The organism is Nocardia beijingensis NBRC 16342, from assembly GCF_001612785.1.
In the GTDB taxonomy this organism is placed as follows: Bacteria; Actinomycetota; Actinomycetes; order Mycobacteriales; family Mycobacteriaceae; genus Nocardia; species Nocardia beijingensis.
Genome location: NZ_BDBC01000020.1, coordinates 53,742 through 73,913, shown reverse-complemented (window position 1 = coordinate 73,913; position 20,172 = coordinate 53,742). Strand labels below are relative to the sequence as shown.

Sequence of the window (20,172 nt, the reverse complement as noted above, 5' to 3'; positions counted from 1 at the left end):
GAGAGGACGACGGAAATGAACCGAGCACCGAGCATCAACGGTCATGCGGCCGAGTCCGCGCGCGCTCGCGGCGGTTACGACGCGTACTTCGCACCGACGAACGAGCTGGCCGACGCGTCCGTCGCGCCGGGGCCCGCCCCCGAGAACCGCCAGGACACCGAGACTTCCACACCCGCGGACCCCGTGATCGGCGCGCCGCGCGAGCCGCAAGCGCCCACCGGGGACTCCGCCCCCCGTCCCACGCAGGCGGGGGTGACGCCGCCTCCCGTCGCGAGCGCGCCGCCGCCACGGCAGGCGAACGCGCCGACGGCGCACCCGACTAGCTCCCCAGCGCCGACGAATGCGCCGCCGCAGGCGAGCACCCCCGTGCCGAATCCCTCGGCCGCGCAGCAGACGGCGCACCAGCAGTCGGCAGGGCAACGGTCCGCCGAGCAGTACCAGGCCGACTACTCCGCCGCTCCGCCGTCCCAGGCGATCGCGCGCAACGAAGCGGCGTCCGCGAATCAGGAGTGGTCGTCGAACCCGGCGACGCCGTGGGTTCCCGAGCGCGTCGACCACTCCGCCTACGAGCCGACGCCGCGCATCGAGGTGCTGCCCGCCGCGCTCAGCTCGATCGAACTGCTCGCCGACATCTCCGCCGCGAAGCGGGCACAACTGCGCTCCAACTCCGGTGTGCGCGGCGCGCTCAACAAGGTCGGCTTCAACCTCGGGCTCTCCCCGGCCGAGCAGCGCGCCGAGGACCGCAAGTCGCGCATCCGGCGTCAGCTCACCACGACCTATCAGATCGCGGTGATCAGCGTGAAGGGCGGCGTCGGCCGCACCACCACGGCGGCCACGCTCGGCTCGACCTTCGCCAGCCTGCGCCCGGACCGGGTGGTCGCGATCGACGCCAACCCGGATTTCGGCGACCTGTCCACCCGCACCTGCAGGCACCCCTACGGCCTGACCCTGCGCGATCTGGCGCAGTCGCAGAACCTCGACGCGTTCTCGGCGGTGCAGTCGTTCACCTCGATCAACTCGGCCGACCTCGCAGTGATCGCGTCGCCGTGGAGCACCGAGGCCACCGAGGCGCTGTCGGGCCGCGAGTACAGCACCGCCGTCGAAGTGCTGCGCAAGCACTTCAACCTGCTGGTGGTCGACTGCGGGACCGGCGTGCTGGATTCGGCGACCGCGACGGTGCTGCAGACCAGCGACGCCGTCGTGGTCGTCACCCCGGCCACCGTCGGCGGCGTGACCGGCGCGGTGGCCACCTTGAACTGGCTGAGTTCGCACGGGCTGCAACACCTGATCGCGAAGTCGATCGTCGGCATCGTGCATCACCAGCCGCTCAAACCGACCGTGGACGTGGACGCGATCGAGAAGCTGTTCGAGACCGCGCAGCGGCCCACCTGTGTGCTGCCCTACGATGCGCATCTGGCCGAGGGCGGCGAGATCGACCTGCGGCTGTTGGAGAAGGAGACCGTGCTCGCGTTCGAGGAGCTGGCCGCCTGGCTGGCCGATGGATTCCCTGGCTACCTGTCCAGCGGCGCCGACAACTCCGGTGACCGCGGAGGATGGCGATGAGCACTGCCGTCGCGCCCGCGCCTGCCGGGACGCAGCCGTCGGCGGAGGTCGCACGGGCTCGGATCGCCGTGCTGGTCTCCAGCTATCAGGTCGACGTGGTGGTGCCGACCAAATTCACCATCGAGACGTTCATCGATGATCTGCTGGTAGTGCTGGCCTCGGCGATCGACGACGAGAGCGTCGATTTCACGCCGCCGCAAGGACAGTGGAGCTTGGCCCGTCCGGGCGAGCCGCCGATACCGCGCTGGCGCAGCCTGGCCGACCACGACATCACCGACGGCACCGTGCTGATGCTGTCGGTGGTCGAGTCGGCGGAGGTGTTCACGCCGGTGGTCGAGGACATCACCGACGCGCTCGCCTTGATCAACGAGCGCGAGTTCGCCGAGTTCGACGCGAACACCGCCGCGATCGTCGGACTGAGTGTGCTCGGCATCGGAACCTCCGCGGTGGCCGCCATGCTGGTCTGGTCGTGGACCATGACCGGTTCCGTCTTGTGGTGCGGGCTGCCCGCTTTGCTGCTCGGTGGGCTGTGCTGGACGGCGGCTGCGCTGTCGCATCGGCGCAACGCTCCGGCGATGATGTCCCTCGGCCTGACGCTGGCGGCGACGCCGCTGCTGTTCGCCGGCGGGGCGATGCTGGTGCCGCCCGCCTACGGCCAGCCAGGCCCGCTCGCCGCGGCCAACTTGGCGGCCGGAGCCGTGGTCGCCGCGGTGGCCGCGGCCACCATGATGCGGTTGAGCGGGGTCGGCATCGCGACCCTGATGGCGGTGACGGTGCTCGGCATCGTGCTGACCGCGGCGGCTTTGCCGCTGACCTACGCGGACCTGTCCGTGGGGCAGGTCGCGGGTGGCGCCGCCTTCATCGCGGTCGTGCTGCTGACCATGGCGCCACGCCTGGCCGTGGTCATCGCGCGCATCCGGCCGCCGGATCTGCCCGATCCCGGCAACGAGGTCTCGCCGACCACGCTGACCGACATCTTCGACGCGGAGACGGTACGTGAGGGCGACGAGCACACCGCGGTCGGCGAGCAGCAGCGCAGCGCCAACGAAGCGGGCATCGAGAGCCGGGCCCGGCTGGCGGTGACCAGCCTGCGCGGTCTGATGGCCGCGATCGCCACGGTGCTCGCCGTCTCCGCCGTGGTCGCCGCCGCGGCGGGCCCAGGTGGCATTCGCGAAATCGTCATGGCCGCCGCGATCGGCGGTCTGCTGGCGATGCGCGCGCGCTGGCACCCGGACCGGGTCCAGGCGATCGCGCTCGTCGCCGGATCCGCGGCCACCGTGTGCGGTGTCGGTTTCGTCCTGGTCGGCGCGTACGAGACCCCGGTCGCCCGGCTCGTCGTCGGGCTCGTGGTGGCCTCGGCGGCATGCGCGGCTTGCCTCGCGGCGCTGCGGTTGCCGGGCAAGCGACTGTCCCCGGTCACCCGCCGTGTCATCGACCTGGTGGAATACGCGCTGATCCTGGTGGTTCCGGTGATCGCCTTCTGGATCATGGGCGTCTACACCGCGATGCGAGGGATCTGATGAAGGTCGGCAGTGCCGCTGTGGCGGTTCTGGCCGGGGTGCTACTGGCCGTTCCCGCCGCCCCCGCCGTCGCCTTGGAACCGCCCCAGGTCGTGGTGGGCGCGCCGCCCGCGGACGACCCGCCGGGACCGGAGCAGCCGATGAAGCAGGACAAAGGCTGCCTGACCGCGGGCGTGCTGCCCGACAGCGACCTCACCCGCACTCCGCCCGCGGAGCTGGCGCTGGATCTGCGCCGCGCCAAGGCGCTGAGCCGGGGCGCCGGGGTGACCGTCGCCGTCATCGACACGGGAGTGCAGCCGCACCCGCGCCTGCCCAACCTGATCGGCGGCGGCGATTACCTGGCGGCGGGCGGCGACGGCCTGTCCGACTGCGACGCCCACGGCACGCTGGTCGCCGGGATCATCGGCGCGACCTCGGATCCCGGGGACGGATTCGCCGGCGTGGCCCCGGACGCGCGCATCGTCTCCCTCCGCATCCGCTCCGGCGCGTTCAGCCCCGAACGACCGGGTTCGGACCCGAATCAGCGCAAGGCCGTCGACATCAGGACACTCGCGCGGGCGATCACGCGCGCCGCGAACCAGGGCGCCTCGGTGATCACGGTGTCGCTGCCGATCTGCCTGCCGGTGGACGCGCAGGTCGATCAGTCCATGCTGTCGGCGGCGATCGGCTACGCGGTGCACGGCCGCGGCGCGCTCATCGTCGCTGGCGCCGGCAACGCCTCGGGCGGCGACAACTGCGCACAGAATCCGGACATCGACCCGACGCGTCCGGCCGATCCGCGCAACTGGCGCGACGTGAAGACCATCTCCACGCCGGGGTGGTTCGGCCCCGACGTGCTCACGGTGGGATTCACCACCGCCAACGGCGCGCCCATGCCCGATTCGCTCACCGGACCGTGGGTTTCGGTCGCCGCCCCCGGCACCGGCATCGAATCGCTCGGTCCGGGCGGCGGCGGCCTGATCAACGGCATCGGCGAGCCGGACAAGCTGGTGCCCGTCGGCGGCGCGTCGTTCGCCGCCGCGTACGTCAGCGGGGTGGCCGCCCTGCTGCGCTCGCGCTTCCCCAACGAGACCCCGCGCGAGATCGCCGCCCGGCTGCAGGCCAGTGCGCACGCCCCGGCCCGCGGCATCGACAACGTGGTGGGCGCGGGCGTGATCGACCCGCTCGCCGCCCTGAGTTACCGCACACCGCCGCAGCAACCCGCGGGCCTGTTCCGGTCCGCGGACCTGCCCATACCTCCCGCGCCGCGGCCCAAGGATCTGCGTCCGGCGATCACCGCGACCGTCGTCATCCTCGCGGCGCTGCTGCTCGGCCTCGCGGGCAGTCACCTGAACTCGGCGATGCGGAGGCGCCGGTGAGCTTTCCGAGCGTACGGGTCGCCGGCGTCGAGCGTGGTCCGTTCGCCGCCTTCGTCGTCGTCGGCAGCCCGCTGCTGGTCGGTCTGTCGGCCAAGACGCCGTGGTGGGTGAGCGCGGTGGTGGTCACGGTGCTGGTCACGACGGTGACCGTGCGGGTGAACGGGCGGACCGGTATGCGCTGGCTGCTCGACTGGGCGGCCTACCGCACCGGCCGAACCGCGCGGGCTCGCGCGCGCACGCAGACCGCCCGGATCGAAGACGTGCAGGTCGCCGCGGGCGTGTGCGGCGTCAACGAGGCGGGCGGCACCCTGATCGCGATGATCCAGCTCGCGCCGAATCTGGACCTGCCAACGGTGATCGCCGAGCGAACGCTCTACACCGAGGACACCATTTCGGTCGATCTGCTGCTGCCGATGCTGGACCAGTTCGGCATCTCGGTGGACATCGACATCGTCACGACCGGACAGCGCGTGCGTTCCACCGGCAGCTACAGCATGCTCTACGACCAGCTGATCGGCTCGCACCCGGTGGTGGGTGACCGGTTGACCTGGCTGGTGGTCCGGCTCGACCAGGAACGCAACCTCGCCGCGCTGAGCAAGCGCGGGCCGTGCGCGGTGGTCGCCCCCAAAGCGCTGGCCAGCGCCACGCATCGGATCGCGGGCCGGCTGCGCGAGCGGGGCATCGCCGCGCACCCACTGCCCGCGGCCGCGCTGCGGGACGCGACGCGGCTGCTGCACGCCGGAATCGAATTGTCCGACCTGCGGGAAACCTGGAGCAATTTGCAGACGCCGGTGCCGGGCCGGTGTGTGACCAGCTTCCTGATCGACTGGTCCCGGCTGGGCGGGGTCGGCCTGGACGATTGCTGGACCTGGAACCGCGGACGGACCACCTTGGTGGTGAGCCTGACCTCCGACACCGAGGGGCCACGCGCGCTGGTCCGGTTCATCGGTCCGCCCGTCACCACCGAACCGCCGGACTATCTGCGGCTGCTCGGCGGCGACCAGTCCACCGCTCTGCTGGCGTCGCTGCCCACCGGCTCCTCCATCCGCGCCCTGCGCGGCTTCGAGTCCGGTGCCGACATCGCGCCGGAGGACCTCGCCGCCGGGCTGGCCATCGCGATCGGCCCGAACGGCCAGATCCTCGGCGCGATCAGCGGCCAGCCGCGCCACACCCTGGCGCTGCCGCTGTTCGACCCGGCCCGGTTCAACCCGCGCAGGCGCACCATCGACGTCCATGCCAAGCTGCCCGTGGCCCAGCAGATCATCCTGCGGGCGATGGTGGTCGGCGCCGACGTGGAGATCCACTCGGCGCGGCCGGACAGCTGGCGTCAACTCGTCACCGCCGTCGGCGACCCGCGCTCCATGCGCCTGGCCGATCCCGGCGACGAGCACACCGGCCCAGCAAATGGGGAGGCGGAGACCACGGCCACCATCGCGGTCTTCGACCATCTGCCGCCGCGTGCGTCCAGCGCGCACACGACGGTCACCATCAGCGAGCCCGGCGGTCCGCGCAGGCGCGCTGTCGATCTCGCGATCAACCAGGTCAGCGCGACCGCGGTGGACGTGAGCATTCCGATGCGCACGGTGCGGGTCGACCTGATCGAGCCGAGAGGCGAAACCCGATATTTCGATACTGTCGACGGCCCGCCCGCGCATCCCGCGGGGGCATCCGGACCCGTGGTTGCACCTCCGCAACCCGGTGGCCGTCGCGTGAGCTGATGGGAGCGGTCGGTTAATGTCTATCACCGTGGTAGCGGACACCCATTCCGATGGCGGCGATCTCCCTCATCAGGACGCCGGGGACGCGCTCACCCCGAGACAGGCCGCGGCGGCCATCTTCTCCAGCCGGTTGTCGGAACTGATCGCGGAATCCGTCGTCTCGACCGAGGACGGATCGACGCGGTCGCTGACGCTCTACTCGCTGGCGCAGCACCTGGAGCTGGCCTACCCGGACGTGCCGGTGTCGCAGTCCGGCCTGTACCGGCTGATCCACGGTGACGCGATCCCGCGCCTGGATCTGGTGATCGCGCTGGCGCGGGTGTTCGACGTGCCGCCGGAGTACTTCGTGACCGAGGAGAAGAAGCGCTGATCCGCCCGTCCTGCTGTTCTCTCCACCGGGAATAGCGCAGGCTCGGCGGCAGGCCGCGGCCGGATACGATCCGGATCATGCCCGTCGAGGACCCGGGAGACGTCTTTCTCCGTCATCGAGGTGCGGTCCTCGACACTCTGCTCGCCGATCCTTCGCTCGGGTCCTCGGTCGCGTCGTCCGTCGACAGCGTCGGCTTCAGCCGAGGCGTCGCGGCGGGCGGCACGGAGAACAGCGTCCCGTCGATCGGGCTGCCCGATCTCGACTCCGAGCCGCGCGAGGTCGCGCCGCGGCGGCGCGGCGGTGACGGTCCGAAGGCGAGCGAACGAATCCTCGCGCTGCTCAACGGGCAGGCGGAGGATTCCACGCCCGCGATGGATTTCGCGAACGACTACTCCTCGGTCGCCGCGCGAACGAATACGCCCGCCGAGCCGGAACCGGAGCCGCAACGCCAGCCCGCCGCGACGGGCAACCGGCTCCCGCCCGCGCAGCAGCTCGTCAAGGACGCGCTGGTCCAGCTGCGCAAACCCAAGGTCGCGCTGATCGTCGCCGCGGTGCTCGCCGTGCTGCTGGTGCTGCTGCTGATCACCACCGGCGGCCAGGAGAACACGTCGAACAATCAGGTGCTGGTCGTCACGCCGCCGCCGACCTCGGCGGCGCCGACCTCGCAAGCGCCACCGTCGAGTTCGATCATCCAGCCGAAGTCCGCGGACTCGAAGTGCCCACCCGGCAGCACGTCGGCGATGGACGCTTTCGGCGGTCAGACGGGCAAGGCGTGGTCGTGCGTGCGTGCCTACAAGGTCGACGGTCAGGTCATCACCATCGATCTGGGCAAGAAGTATCAGATCGATTCGATCGGCATCGTGCCCGGCTGGGATCACATCGGCGCGGACGGCGCCGACCAGTGGGCGAAATATCGCACGGTCAGCCGGGTTTCCTATCGGTTCAACGACGGCGACAGCACCATCTACACCCAGCCGACCCTCGACCAGCGCACTTTGGTGGTGACGAAGATCGAGCCCGTGGTGAGCGCCTCGAAGATCGTGCTGACCGTGCTGGAGTCCAAGGGCGAACCGTCGATCAACACCACCGCCATCTCGTCCATCGTCATCACGGGGCACTGAGGTGTCCGCGCCGTCCGAACTGGTCTGCCAGTACTGCTCGCATCGCAACACCGGTGCCGATTCCCGCTGCACGCATTGCGGTGCGCCGTTGCGCAGGGCCGTGGACACCGTGAAATCCGTCGGGGAGAAGCTGCCCGGCCAGGTCGCCGAAGTCGCCGAGAAGGTCGGCGGCGAGGCGAAAAAATTTGTCGACAAGGCGTATCCGCGCTGGCAGTGGCAGGCGGTGGGCGTGCTCGCGCTGCTGATGGTGGTGGCCGTCGTGTGGGGGCTGCGGTCCTGTTCGCCGTCGCTGCCGTCGTTCGCGCAGGGGAGCGCGCCGGTCCGGGCCATGCCGGATCTGCTCCGCACGGCGGCGACCTGTCAGCCGCTGGATTCCGATGGGCAGCGCGAGAAATGCGTCGTCGCCGCCACCGACCCGATGTTGTTCGGCAATATCGCAGGCGGCCGGGACCTGACCTTCTACGCCGAACTCCTACCGCGGGATCGTTTGGCCGAGAGCATCTCTCGATGGCGTGGCGCGGGCGCGACGGCGCTGGTCGACGGTCCCGTCTATGCGGCGATCGGCCCCTCGGCAACCGTCTGGTACGCGGACACCCGGACCGGTCTCCGGTTGGAGACGGGCAACTTCAGCGGTCGGACGGGCGCGCAAACCTTTCTGTCGCGTGCGGGACTGGTGCGCTGACATAGCAGCGCTCCCTTCCGCCGGACCCGAAAAATAGCTGATCCGGCCGTCGTAACCCATGTCGGCCCGGGAAAATAATTGTTACACTGTTGATTGTGCCGTTATCCAGCGGTACGTTATGTGAAGTACGAAACACGTACGAGCGCAGTTCTCGGGAAGGCAACGGATCGATGGTGGCAACCACCCAGCAGACGATTTCACCGAAGCGGTTCCGCGATGATCCGACCGATCTGGAAGCGGCGTACTTCCGCTGGATCCAGCCGGGGTCCTCGACATCGGCGATCACGGATCGGGCCGAGCGGATCTTCCGGCAGCATCTGGAGCTGGCGGCGACCCGCGCGCCCGGCTCGGCGACCACCCGCGTCTACCGGCCGGACGACAGCGCCGGGGTCGGCGCCGCCATCCAGATCGTCAACGACGACATGCCGTTGCTGGTCGACTCGGTGACCGCCGCGCTGCGCCGCTTGGGCGCCACGGTCACCGAGGTGGTGCATCCGGTGTTCGACGTGTCGCGCGACGCCGAGGGCCGGGTGCTGTCCATCGCGCCGCGTGACGGCGTGGCCGAACCGGCCGGCGAGGCCGACGGGCGGACGCTGCGCGAGTCGTGGATCCACGTGCAGCTGGGCACGGGCCTGTCCGACGAACTGGTGGACCGGATCGAAGAAGCTCTGCCGCCGCTGCTGGCCGACCTGCGCCGTGTGGCCGACGACACGCCGACCATGGTCGAGGTGCTCAATACCGTTGCCGACCAGCTCGATCAGGCGGCGCAATGGGCCGGTGACGCGGAGATCCCGCAGACCGCGGGGCTGCTGCGCTGGCTGTCGGACGGGCACTTCACCCCGCTCGGTTACGGCTACTACCACTTCCGCCGCTCCGCGCCGAGCCCCGACGCCCCCTTCGAGCCGTGGCAGCTGCCCGGCACCGGGCTCGGCATCCTCGGCAACGGCGCCACGGCGGACATCAGCGTGCCGGTGGTCGGCGCGAAGCGCACGGTCCTGCGGATGGCCAACGGCTCGGTGGACTCGCTGCTGCCCGGTTCCAGGGACCTGTACTTCATCAGCGTGGCCGATTACGGCGCGAGCGATCCGAGCGGCCGCGCGGCCTGGGGCGACACCGTCAAGATGGTCAAGGGCGAGCATGTCTTCGTCGGCACCTTCACCGTCGCGGGCCTGCACGAGAACATCCTCGACATCCCGGTCATCTCCCGGCGCGTGCTGCAGGTCATCGAGTGGGCCGGTTTCGGCCTCGACTCGTTCTCCGGGCAGGCCATGCTCGAGATGATGCAGTCGTTCCCGCGGGTGGAGCTGTTCTCGACCGACGCGCGCAGGCTGTTCGAAACCGTCTCCGCGGTGATGAATCTGGGCCTGCGGCGGCAGGTTCGGCTGTTCATCCGGCGCGATTCGCGCAGCGACACCATCTACTGCCTGGTCTACATGCCGCGCGACCGCTACTCCACCGAGGTCCGCGTGCGCATGGGCGAGATCCTGCGCGAGCAGTTCGACGCCGAGCAGATCGCGTACTCGGCGCGAGCCACCGAATCGGAGCTGGCGGTCGTCTATTTCACGGTGCACCGCAAGCCGGGCGCCGACGCCGCCGACATCTCCGAGGACAATCGCGAGCGCATCCAGGAGCTGCTGCTGGCCACGACGTGGACCTGGGGCGACCGGCTGGTCGCCGAGGCCGCGGGCGCGTCCGACGTGCCGCAGGCGCTGGCCACCGACTACGCGGCGGCCTTCCCCACCAGCTACCAGCAGGAGCACGAGCCTGCGCACGCGCTCAGCGATCTGCGCCGTCTCGAGCGGCTGTCGGACGGGGAGATCGACACCGACTTCTACCGCCAGGGCGATTCCGCCGCCCCGGAATGGCGATTCACGCTCTACGTCGCGGGCGAGGGCATCTCGTTGAGCCGGGTGCTGCCGGTGCTGCACAGCCTCGGTGTGGAAGTGGTCGACGAGCGGCCCTATCGCGTCGTGCTGGCCGACCGGCCGGACCGCTGGATCTACGATTTCGGTCTGCGGGTGAGCGCGGCGCCACTGCGGGAAGCGCTCGCCGCGGAGCCGCCCGCGCAGTTGGCGCACGCCGTCGATGCCGCGTCGCTGCCGGAAACCAGTGTGCGGCGGCGTTTTCCAGACGCGGTGACCGCGATGTGGTTCGGCCGCGCCGAAGTGGACGGCCTCAACGAACTGGTGCTGCGCGCCGGCCTGCACTGGCGTGAGGTGGCCTTGCTGCGGGCCTACGCGAAGTATCTGCAGCAAGCCGGATTCGCCTACACCTTCGGCAACATCACCCGCGTGCTGCTCACCCATCCGGCGACGGCGCGCTCGTGCATCGACTTGTTCGCGGCGTACTTCGATCCGGAGGGCGTCGGGACGGAGGCGGCCGACCGCGCCGCGGAGATCGCCGAGCGGGTGCAGGCCGAGATCGACGCGGTGGTCAGCCTGGACACCGACCGCATCCTGCGCGCGCTGTTCGGCCTGATCGAAGCGACGCTGCGGACCAACTACTACCGGCGCGACGCGGCCGGTTCCGCGCTGGACTATCTGTCGGTCAAGCTGAATCCGCACGCGATCGCCGAACTGCCGAAGCCGAAGCCGCAGTTCGAGATCTTCGTCTACTCCCCGCGGGTGGAAGGCGTGCACCTGCGCTTCGGGTCCGTCGCACGCGGCGGTCTGCGGTGGTCGGACCGGCTCGAGGATTTCCGCACCGAGATTCTCGGCCTGGTCAAGGCGCAGGCGGTGAAGAACGCGGTGATCGTGCCGGTCGGCGCCAAGGGCGGTTTCGTGGTGAAGCAGCCGCCCGCGCCCACCGGTGACCCGGCCGCCGACCGGCAGGCGTTCGGCGCGGAAGGCGTCGCCTGCTACCGCACGTTCATCTCCGGCCTGCTCGACATCACCGACAACGTCGATCGCGCGACGGGCGAAGTCCTCCCGCCCGCGCAGGTGGTGCGCCGGGACGGCGACGACACCTACTTGGTCGTCGCGGCGGACAAGGGCACCGCGACGTTCTCCGACATCGCCAACGACGTGGCCAAGAGCTACGGGTTCTGGTTGGGTGACGCGTTCGCTTCCGGTGGTTCGGCGGGGTATGACCACAAGGCGATGGGCATCACCGCCAAGGGTGCGTGGGAGAGCGTCAAGCGTCACTTCCGTGAGATGGAGATCGACACCCAGAGCCAGGACTTCACGGTCGTCGGTGTCGGTGACATGAGTGGCGACGTGTTCGGCAACGGGATGCTGTTGTCGGAGCACATTCGCTTGGTGGCCGCTTTCGACCACCGCCACATCTTCCTCGACCCGATTCCCGACGCGGCGCGTTCCTATCGGGAGCGGCAGCGGATGTTCGCGTTGCCGAGGTCGTCGTGGGCCGATTACGACACCTCGCTGATCAGCCCCGGCGGCGGCGTCTACGATCGCTCCGCCAAGGCGATCCCGGTGACACCGGAGGTGCGCGCGGCGCTCGACCTGCCCGCGAACGTCACCACGCTCTCGCCGCCGGAGATGATCAAGGCCATCCTGCTGGCTCCGGTCGATCTGCTGTGGAACGGCGGTATCGGCACCTACATCAAGGCGAGCACGGAGACCAACGCCGAAGTGGGCGACAAGTCCAACGACGCGGTCCGCGTGAACGCGGATCAATTGCGGGTCAAGGTGATCGGCGAGGGCGGCAACCTCGGCGCCACGGCGCTGGGCCGCATCGAGTTCAGCCGCAACGGCGGGCGGATGAACACCGACGCGCTCGACAACTCGGCGGGTGTGGACTGCTCCGATCACGAGGTCAACATCAAGATCCTGCTCGACGCCGTCGTCTCCAGCGGCGAACTCGCCGTCGAGGAGCGCAATCCGCTGCTGGCGTCGATGACCGATGAAGTCTCCGAACTCGTGCTGCGCGACAATATCTCGCAGAACTTCCGGCTCGGCATGTCGCGGGCCGACGCTGCGGGCATGTCCGGGGTGCACGCCAGGCTGATCAACGACCTGGAGCAGCGCCGCGGTCTCGATCGCGAACTGGAGGCGCTGCCCACCGACGCGGAACTGGCCCGCCGCGCCGCGGACGGGACCGGGCTCACCTCGCCCGAGCTGGCGAATCTGATGGCGCACGTCAAGCTCTCGCTCAAGGCGGACCTGCTGGCGGGCGACCTGCTCGACAGCGCGGCGTTCGCGTCGGTGCTGCCCGCCTACTTCCCCGCGCCCCTGCGGGAGCGGTTCGCCGCGGCGATCGGCAGGCACCCGCTGCGGCGCGAGATCGTCGCCACCGTCGTGGTCAACGAGATGGTGGACTACGGCGGCATCACCTACGCTTTCCGGCTCGCCGAAGAAGCCGGTGCGACCACCGACGACGCGGTGCGCGCGTACAAGGCGGCGGTGGAGATCTTCGATCTGCACGAGCTGTGGGAGCGGATCAGGCAGACGCCGATGTCCACGGCCGCGCGCAACGAACTGGAGCTGGAGACCAAGCGCACCTTGGACCGGGCCGCGCGCTGGCTGCTGTCCAACCGCCCGCAGCCGATCGCGATCGGCGCGGACATCGCCAGGTACCGCGACGGCGTGCGCGCCCTCTCCGGCCGGGTGCCCGGGTGGCTGACCGGTTACCTCAGCGACGACCTCGCCGAGCGTTCGCGGCGCTCGATCACGCGCGGCGCGCCGCGCGAACTGACCGAGGAGGCGTTCGGCCTGATCCACCGCTTCCCGCTGCTGGACGTGATCGACCTGGCCGACATCTCCGATCGCGATCCCGCGGAGGTCGCCGAGCTGTACTACGCGCTCAACGAGCACTTCCAGATCGAACGGCTGGTGACCGCGGTGGGCAAGCTGGAACGCGGCGGGCGCTGGCGGGCGCTGGCCCGGCTGGCGGTCCGCGAGGATCTCTACGATTCGCTGCGGTCGCTGACCCGCGACGTGCTGACCGCGACCGAACCGCAGGACAGCACCGAGGAGAAGATCGCGTACTGGGAGTCGACCAACCGGTCGCGGCTGGCCCGCGCGGGCGCCTCGCTGGCGCAGATCTTCGCCGCCGAGTCGCACGATCTCGCGGCGCTCTCGGTGGCGGCGCGGCAGGTGCGCGGCATGGTCAGCGGCGGTGAGTCGACCGTCGCGCCGGCGGTCGCGGGCTGATCTTCCCCACGATGCCCGGAGGCAGGCGCTCGGCGTCAGCCTCCGGGCATCGGCGTTCCGCAGTTGCCGCAGAACTTGGCGCCCGGCGTCGCTTCCGACCCGCAGTTCGGGCAGTGCCGCGGTTGCGGGGCGAGACGCGCTCCGCAGTTCATGCAGAACTTTGCGCTCGCCGGATTCGCGGATGCACAAGCGGCGCAGGATGTCTGGGCCGTCTCCTGCGCCGCGGCAGGCAGCTGCGGCGCAGGAGACTGGTTGCCGACGTGGTGGCCGATCGCGTTCAAACTCAGTGCCGCGCCGAGGAATCCGCCTTCGACGCCGTTGTGGTGTCCGCGCGCGAACCCCTGGCTCGCGCCGAGCGCGAGCTCGCCTGCGGCATAGCGCTGGAAATCACCGGTGAGGTTGATGTACTTGACGTCTTTGGCCAAGCGCTTCAGGCGTTCGGCGTCCTCCGGCGCCAGGCTGATGTCGAAATTGCCCATCCGCGGGATGCGCAGCCCGTATTCGTAGAGGGTGGTGTTGGTCTGGCGCAGTACCGCCTGCTCGATGGGTTGCAGTTGCGCCGAGAGACCGAGCACCGGCCAATCGCCGCCGGCGACTCCCCGGGTGACCGCCATCTTCATGGATTTGAGCAGCAGGTCGGCGCACCAGTTCTGCACGCGCTCCTGGTCGGTGAGATCGGCCGTGCCCGACAGCGCGGTGAGCAGCTCGGCCGGATCCCGGACGCTCAGGGCGAATTCGCCGAAGACCCGCAGCGTCACCACCTGCTCGCTGACCGGGTCGAGGATGTCGTCCAGCCGTCCGCCGAAGCGAATCCCCGGGAACTCGCGGGTGGAGACGAAATACAGTTCGGCGCGGTAGTAGTTGCCGCCGGTGAGGGTGTCGACGAGCGCGCCGAGCACGGGGAGCTCGTCGGCGTCGATGCGGTGGCGCCCCGGGCCCATCGCGCCGACCACCCGCCCGGATTTGAGGAAGAGGGCGATCTGGTCGGCATTGACCATCGCGCGGCTGTACCGGCGGATGTTGATGTCCGGCCACTTGTAGACCAGTTGGTTCTTGCGATCCTCCGGGACCGCGATGAATTCCCGCTCGAACCAGGCCATCTGCGCTCCCTCATCCGATTTGTCTCATCCAGCGTACCGATATGCGGTGGCACGATCAACGAATCCGGCGGCGATCGTCGCTGCTCGAGCGCCCTTTTTCGAAAGTCTTTGATGTCCAGCATGTTACAAGTCGCGACTCGCTATTGAACGTACCGCTATGTAACGGTACATTGAGCGAAGTTATGATCGCCGTCACCTGAAAGGCCATCGCCATGACCACAGTTCGACCACCCGCGGAGGCGGCCGCGCAGCCTGCCGGGCTCGAAGACGAGGACTCGGGCTACCACAAGTCGCTGCGCCCGCGTCAGCTGCAGATGATCGCGATCGGTGGGGCGATCGGCACCGGCCTGTTCCTCGGCGCGGGTGGCCGGCTGGCCAGTGCGGGCCCCGGCTTGTTCCTCGTGTACGCCATCTGCGGCGTGTTCGTCTTCTTCATCCTGCGGGCGCTCGGCGAGCTGGTGCTGCATCGCCCCTCCTCGGGATCGTTCGTCTCCTACGCCCGCGAGTTCTACGGCGAGAAACTGGCCTTCGCGGTCGGGTGGATGTACTTCTTCCACTGGTGCATGACCGGGATCGTAGACATCACCGCGATCGCGACGTATGTCCATTACTGGGGAGCGTTCGAGGCGATACCGCAGTGGACGATCGCCCTGGTCTCCCTCGCGATCGTGGTCAGCATCAACCTCGTCTCGGTGAAGTGGTTCGGCGAGCTCGAGTTCTGGGCCGCGCTGATCAAGGTGGTCGCGCTGGTGACCTTCCTGATCGTCGGCACCGTGTTCCTCGCGGGCCGCTTCAAGATCGACGGCCAGGTCACCGGCCCGAGCGTGATCGCCGACAACGGCGGGCTGTTCCCGACCGGATTGCTCCCGCTGGTCCTGGTCACCACCGGCGTCGTGTTCGCCTACGCGGCGGTGGAACTGGTCGGCACCGCGGCCGGTGAGGCGGAGAACCCGGAGAAGATCATGCCGCGCGCGATCAACTCCGTGATCGCCCGGATCGCGCTGTTCTACGTGGGCTCGCTGGTCCTGCTCGCGCTGCTGCTGCCGTACACCGCGTTCAAGAACGGTGAGAGCCCCTTCGTCACCTTCTTCTCGCGTCTCGGCGTCGACGGCGCGGGTTCCGTGATGAACCTCGTGGTGCTGACCGCGGCGTTCTCCAGCCTGAACGCCGGTCTCTACTCGACCGGCCGCATCCTGCGCTCCATGTCGATGAACGGCAGCGCGCCGACCATCGCGGCGCGGATGTCCAGCGGCGGCGTGCCCTACGTCGGCATCCTCGCCACCGGCGCGGTCGCGCTCATCGGCGTCGGCCTGAACGCGGTGGTGCCGGAGCAGGCCTTCGAAATCGTGCTGAACATGTCGGCGCTCGGCACCATCTTCGCGTGGGCCGCGATCGTGGTCTGCCAACTGCAGCTGTGGCGCTGGTCGCGCACCGGCCGGGCGCAGCGGCCGTCGTTCCGGCTGATCGGCGCGCCGTACACGAGCTTCGCCACGCTGGCGTTCCTGGTCGTCGTGGTCGGGCTGATGGCCTTCAGCGACGACCACGTGCAGCGCGGAGCCGTGATCGCGATGGTCGTCATCATGGTTCCCGCGCTCGTCGGCGGCTGGTTCCTCGCCCGCAAGCGGGTGCTGCAGATCGCGGAGATCCGGCAGGGCATCACCGGTCAGTTCCCGGTCCTGGCCGAGCGGCCGCGCCGCGAGTCGAGCGATCCGGTGGTGATCCTCGACAAGCCCGACGAAGAGTGAGGCAGTATCCGCCCCGGGCAGCTCGCCCGGGGCGGATATATTCCCAATGACGGGAACAACCCCAGCGCGCATCGACAGGCGGCGGACCAGAATGAAACCGCGATCACACGGCGGGTCTGAGAGGTTCGTATGCCGGAGCACCCCAGCGCATCCGACCGTCCACTTGCGCACCCTTGGGCGAATCGGCGCATGCGCGGCACCGACGTGCCCCGGCGAACTTCCCACCCGTGGGCGACTCGGCACCTGCTCAAGACCGAAGTGCCCCCGCGACTACCGAATCCGTGGTCGGTGCCACGGTATGTCGAGCCACCACGTGCCGTGGCCGTCGACTCGGTTCCCAGCGCCGTCGAGCCGGACGGCGGGGACGGCGAGCACACCATCGGAACCGCCGAGCTGCTGCTCGGCGCACTCGAGTCCGATCCCGGTTCCGGGCGCAGCGGGCGCTCGCGGCCGAGTGGGCGCAGATTGGGCGGCGGTCTGGTGTCCATGCCCAAGGTGAGTCCGCTCGATCCGCGCACCGCGGTGATGCAGAACCCGGAAGTGCCCGAGCACAAACGGTTCTGCTGGAAATGCCAGCAGCCGGTGGGCCGCACCGCCGAAGGGAAGCCGGGGGCGGTCGAAGGCGAGTGCGGCAGATGCGCCTCGCCGTTCAACTTCCGGCCCTTGCTCCAGCCGGGGGAGATGGTCGCCGATCAGTACGAAGTCCAGGGCTGCCTGGCCCACGGCGGACTCGGATGGATCTACCTGGCGATCGATCGCAATGTGAGCGACCGCTGGGTGGTGCTGAAGGGGTTGCAGAACCCGCTCGACTTCGAAGCGCACGTAGTCGCCCTCGCCGAACGCCAATTCCTCTCCGAGGTGGCCTATCCCGGCATCGTCAAGATCCACAACTTCGTCAAGCACCGCTCTGGGCGCGACGTGGCCGACGGCTACATCGTCATGGAGTACGTCGGCGGGCGCTCACTGAAGAGGATGCTGGATCTGCGCGCACCGGAACGCATTCCGGCGTCCGAGGCGATCGCGTTCATGATGGAGATCCTGCCCGCGCTGGACTACCTGCACTCGTTCGGCTTGGCCTACAACGATCTCAAGCCCGACAACATCATGGTCAGCGAGGACGAGGTCAAACTGATCGACCTCGGCGCGGTGGCCGCGATGGAGTCCTACGGCAGCATCTACGGCACTCCCGGCTATCAGGCGCCCGAGATCACCGAGACCGGCCCGACGGTCGCCTCGGACATCTACACCGTGGGGCGGACGCTGGCCGCGCTGGTGCTGGACATGCCCAAGAATGCCGACGGACACCAGCTGCCCGGCATTCCATCGCCGGAGGACCAGCCGCTGCTGCGGGACTATCCGGCGTTGTACCGGCTGCTGTGCCGCGCGACCGACCCCGATCCGCGCCGCCGCTTCCCGACCGCCTACGCGATGTACGGCCAGCTCGCCGGCGTGCTGCGCATGGTGCTCGCCTACGACACCGGCAAGGAGCATCCGCAGGCGTCGCTGGAATTCGGCGCGATGCGCGGCGATTTCGGCATCGAGACGTTGATCGGCCAGACCGACGGCATGACCGACGGACGGCATCGCCTGCCCGCGCTGGACGCGCCCAGCGTCGTCGCCGCCCTGCCGGTGCCGCTGATCGACACCGAGGACCCCAGCGCCGACCTGCTGTCCACGCTGCTGCACGGCGATCCGAGGCATGCGCTGGACGCGCTGCGCCGCACCGCCGACCGGATCGTCTCCGGGACCATCCCGGAGCCGGAGACGTTCGAGCTGGAGGGCACGCTCACCGCGGTGCGCGCGCACCTGGACCTGGGCGAGGTGGTGCCCGCCTGCGACCGGCTGGCCGATCTGCGGCCCGACTACGGCACGGACTGGCGCATCGAGTGGTACTCGGCCGTCGCCGCCCTGCTGGACGGGCAGTACGAGCGCGCCTACGAGTACTTCGACCTGGTGCACGGCATGCTGCCCGGTGAGATCGCCCCCGCGCTGGCGCTGGCGGCCACCGCCGAACTCACCCTCCAGCATCTCGGGGATGCCGCGGACGACCGCTGGCATCGGCTCGCCGAGGAGTACTACCGCACCGTGTGGCGGACCAATCACGGCGTGGTGAGCGCGGCGTTCGGCTTGGCCCGCAGGCTCGCGGCCGACGGCGGTCTGCTGGAGGCCGTCGAGGTGCTCGATCAGGTGCCGGAGGCGTCCCGGTATCAGAGTGTGGCGCGCATGACCGGATGCCTGCTGCTGGTCTCGCAACCGATCCCGGAGACCACCGAGGCCGACCTGCTGGAGGCGGCCGCGCGGCTGGACGCCGCGCCGGACGAACCGCGTGCGCTGCAACTGCAAGTGATCGTGGTGGGCGCGGCGCTGGAATGGGTGCGCGCGGGCGGGCGATCCGCCGACCCCGACGCGACCCTGCTCGGTTTCCCGTTCACCCCGCTGGGTCTGCAACGCGGGCTGGAGTCGAGCCTGCGGGCGCTGGCCCGGATCGCCCCGCACCGGCTGCACCGCTACCGCTTGGTCGACCTGGCCAACTACGTGCGGCCGAAGTCCAGGTGGTGACCGGTATCAGTTGGCGCGCGCGGTGAGCATGAAAAGCGCTGGCGCCGCCAGGATCAGCAGCAGCCACAGCCAGGTGCCCGTGGTCACCGCGAGCACCACCGAGAAGACCACGGTGGCCCCGGCCAGCACGACCAGGCGCGGCAGCGGGTTGACCGGCGTGACCTCCGCCGGGGGCGGTGTGCTGCCCGGCAGGTCGGCGAACAGTTCGGCCAGCTGACTCTTGCTGGTCGCGGCCGACACGGCCGCGCTGAGTTCGTCGAACTCGGCCAGCGACAGCCGGCCCGTGCCCAGGTGGTGGGTCAGCTCGCGCATCGCGCGTTCGCGGTCGGCGAGACTGGCCGGAGGGCCCGCGGATTCACCCATGCCGGAAGGATAGGCGCGGCGGCGTGTCCGGGCGCCGGACGGATTTCCAGCGGCGGGAAGAAGGGGCGGTCGGCGCGCCCGCGGCTGCGCGTTCCGTCGCACGCAGTCATGTTTGCTGAAACATCGCTAGAGACCGGTCGGTCGCCCCGGCAATGGCCGCGCACCGGCGGTCGCCACGTGTTGCGATGTGGTTTCCTTGAGGTATGACTGCGGGTGTGGAATACACGATCGACGAGCTGGCGCGCGAGGCCGGTACGACCGTGCGCAGCCTGCGCGTTTACCACGAACGCGGTGTGCTGCCGCCCCCGCAGGTCAAGGGGCGTACCGGGTTCTACGGCGCCGACCACCTCAACCGGGTGCGCACCATCAGCAGGTTGCTCGATCGTGGGATCAAGCTCAACGGCATCAAGGAATTGCTCAACGCCTGGGACCGGGGTGACGACCTGGGGGACATCCTCGGTGTCGGCGAGCCCGGCTCCACCGAGGCGCCCGTCGTCGACGCCGCCGACACGATCGCGGCGACCGAGTTGGCCGAGCGCTATCGCGACGTGCCCAACGGTCTGGCCCGGGTCGTCGCCGCGGGTCTGTACGAACCCGTCGACGCCGCGACCTACCGGATCGCCGACCGGCGTCTGGCGCACAGCCTCGACCAGATGACGGCGGCCGGCATCCCGGCAGAGGAGGTCCTCGGCGAACTGGAGAAGCTGCGCGCCGACGCCGAGCGGATCGCCCGGCGCTACGTGGATCTGTTCCGGCGCACCGCGTGGGCGTCGTTCCAGGACTCCGAGCGGGGCCCCGCGCAGGTCGACGAACTCGCGCAGCGATTGGCGGCGACGAGGGCGGTCCCGGCGGAGACCACGGCCGAACTCGTGAACCGGCTCGTCGCAAGGTATCTCGATCAGGACGCGGAGCTGGCCGAGACGCTGCCGGACGCCTGATTCCCCCGCGCGGCCGCACCGATC

General features: G+C 69.7%; 13 protein-coding genes. 11 read left to right on the top strand and 2 right to left on the bottom strand.

What is annotated here, in order from left to right; translation table 11 throughout:
- Positions 1-15 precede the first annotated feature (15 nt).
- The 8 genes from NB3_RS14450 (at position 16) to NB3_RS14415 (ending at position 13,443) form a co-directional block, all read left to right on the top strand.
- Positions 16-1,563 carry a MinD/ParA family ATP-binding protein gene (locus NB3_RS14450; RefSeq protein WP_244891907.1) on the top strand — a complete coding sequence of 516 codons (1,548 nt, stop codon included), beginning with the start codon at positions 16-18 and terminating at the stop codon, positions 1,561-1,563.
- Entirely contained in the window at positions 1,560-3,083 is a 1,524-nt protein-coding gene (gene eccD, locus NB3_RS14445) for a type VII secretion integral membrane protein EccD (RefSeq protein WP_084486250.1), read from the top strand. The genes NB3_RS14450 and eccD overlap by 4 nt, the downstream gene beginning before the upstream one ends.
- The gene (mycP, locus tag NB3_RS14440) at positions 3,083-4,441 is read left to right on the top strand and encodes a type VII secretion-associated serine protease mycosin (RefSeq protein WP_067802449.1); all 1,359 of its coding nucleotides are present in this window, start codon (positions 3,083-3,085) and stop codon (positions 4,439-4,441) included. The genes eccD and mycP overlap by 1 nt, the downstream gene beginning before the upstream one ends.
- Complete coding sequence (gene eccE, locus NB3_RS14435; protein WP_067802447.1) at positions 4,438-6,159, top strand: type VII secretion protein EccE; 1,722 nt, start codon at positions 4,438-4,440, stop codon at positions 6,157-6,159. The genes mycP and eccE overlap by 4 nt, the downstream gene beginning before the upstream one ends.
- A gap of 16 nt (positions 6,160-6,175) precedes the next feature.
- Positions 6,176-6,529 carry a helix-turn-helix domain-containing protein gene (locus NB3_RS14430; RefSeq protein ID WP_040775643.1) on the top strand — a complete coding sequence of 118 codons (354 nt, stop codon included), beginning with the start codon at positions 6,176-6,178 and terminating at the stop codon, positions 6,527-6,529.
- Between the two features lie 77 nt (positions 6,530-6,606).
- On the top strand, positions 6,607-7,650 hold the full coding sequence (locus tag NB3_RS14425; RefSeq protein ID WP_067802444.1) for a hypothetical protein: 1,044 nt from the start codon (positions 6,607-6,609) through the stop codon (positions 7,648-7,650).
- Between the two features lies 1 nt (position 7,651).
- Positions 7,652-8,332, top strand: a complete 681-nt coding sequence (locus tag NB3_RS14420; protein WP_067802441.1) for a hypothetical protein — start codon at positions 7,652-7,654, stop codon at positions 8,330-8,332.
- A 170-nt stretch (positions 8,333-8,502) separates the two neighbouring features.
- Positions 8,503-13,443: an NAD-glutamate dehydrogenase gene (locus tag NB3_RS14415; RefSeq protein ID WP_067802436.1), complete on the top strand. Its 4,941-nt coding sequence runs from the start codon at positions 8,503-8,505 to the stop codon at positions 13,441-13,443.
- A gap of 35 nt (positions 13,444-13,478) precedes the next feature.
- Here the strand turns inward: NB3_RS14415 and NB3_RS14410 are convergent, their stop codons facing one another.
- On the bottom strand, positions 13,479-14,543 hold the full coding sequence (locus NB3_RS14410) for an SPFH domain-containing protein (protein ID WP_067802433.1): 1,065 nt from the start codon (positions 14,541-14,543) through the stop codon (positions 13,479-13,481).
- A 212-nt stretch (positions 14,544-14,755) separates the two neighbouring features.
- On the opposite strand from NB3_RS14410, the gene NB3_RS14405 reads away from it, so the two are divergent.
- Positions 14,756-16,288: an amino acid permease gene (locus NB3_RS14405; RefSeq protein WP_067802430.1), complete on the top strand. Its 1,533-nt coding sequence runs from the start codon at positions 14,756-14,758 to the stop codon at positions 16,286-16,288.
- Positions 16,289-16,477: 189 nt separating this feature from the next.
- A complete protein-coding gene (locus tag NB3_RS14400; RefSeq protein WP_244891906.1) occupies positions 16,478-18,847 on the top strand; it encodes a serine/threonine-protein kinase in 2,370 nt (789 codons plus the stop codon).
- Positions 18,848-18,853: 6 nt separating this feature from the next.
- Here the strand turns inward: NB3_RS14400 and NB3_RS14395 are convergent, their stop codons facing one another.
- On the bottom strand, positions 18,854-19,210 hold the full coding sequence (locus tag NB3_RS14395; RefSeq protein ID WP_067802424.1) for a DUF1707 SHOCT-like domain-containing protein: 357 nt from the start codon (positions 19,208-19,210) through the stop codon (positions 18,854-18,856).
- Positions 19,211-19,413: 203 nt separating this feature from the next.
- Here NB3_RS14395 and NB3_RS14390 point away from each other — a divergent pair, with 203 nt between their 5' ends.
- Entirely contained in the window at positions 19,414-20,148 is a 735-nt protein-coding gene (locus NB3_RS14390) for a MerR family transcriptional regulator (protein WP_067802421.1), read from the top strand.
- Positions 20,149-20,172 lie beyond the last annotated feature (24 nt).

What these genes read in the sequence shown, in the direction of transcription:
- mycP (WP_067802449.1), top strand. Translation starts at nt 3,083, where the DNA reads ATGAAGGTCGGCAGTGCCGCTGTGGCGGTTCTGGCCGGGGTGCTACTG.
- NB3_RS14450 (WP_244891907.1), top strand. Translation starts at nt 16, where the DNA reads ATGAACCGAGCACCGAGCATCAACGGTCATGCGGCCGAGTCCGCGCGC.
- NB3_RS14395 (WP_067802424.1), bottom strand. Translation starts at nt 19,210, where the DNA reads ATGGGTGAATCCGCGGGCCCTCCGGCCAGTCTCGCCGACCGCGAACGC.
- NB3_RS14410 (WP_067802433.1), bottom strand. Translation starts at nt 14,543, where the DNA reads ATGGCCTGGTTCGAGCGGGAATTCATCGCGGTCCCGGAGGATCGCAAG.
- NB3_RS14425 (WP_067802444.1), top strand. Translation starts at nt 6,607, where the DNA reads ATGCCCGTCGAGGACCCGGGAGACGTCTTTCTCCGTCATCGAGGTGCG.
- eccD (WP_084486250.1), top strand. Translation starts at nt 1,560, where the DNA reads ATGAGCACTGCCGTCGCGCCCGCGCCTGCCGGGACGCAGCCGTCGGCG.
- NB3_RS14400 (WP_244891906.1), top strand. Translation starts at nt 16,478, where the DNA reads ATGCGCGGCACCGACGTGCCCCGGCGAACTTCCCACCCGTGGGCGACT.
- NB3_RS14415 (WP_067802436.1), top strand. Translation starts at nt 8,503, where the DNA reads ATGGTGGCAACCACCCAGCAGACGATTTCACCGAAGCGGTTCCGCGAT.
- NB3_RS14430 (WP_040775643.1), top strand. Translation starts at nt 6,176, where the DNA reads ATGTCTATCACCGTGGTAGCGGACACCCATTCCGATGGCGGCGATCTC.
- NB3_RS14390 (WP_067802421.1), top strand. Translation starts at nt 19,414, where the DNA reads ATGACTGCGGGTGTGGAATACACGATCGACGAGCTGGCGCGCGAGGCC.
- NB3_RS14405 (WP_067802430.1), top strand. Translation starts at nt 14,756, where the DNA reads ATGACCACAGTTCGACCACCCGCGGAGGCGGCCGCGCAGCCTGCCGGG.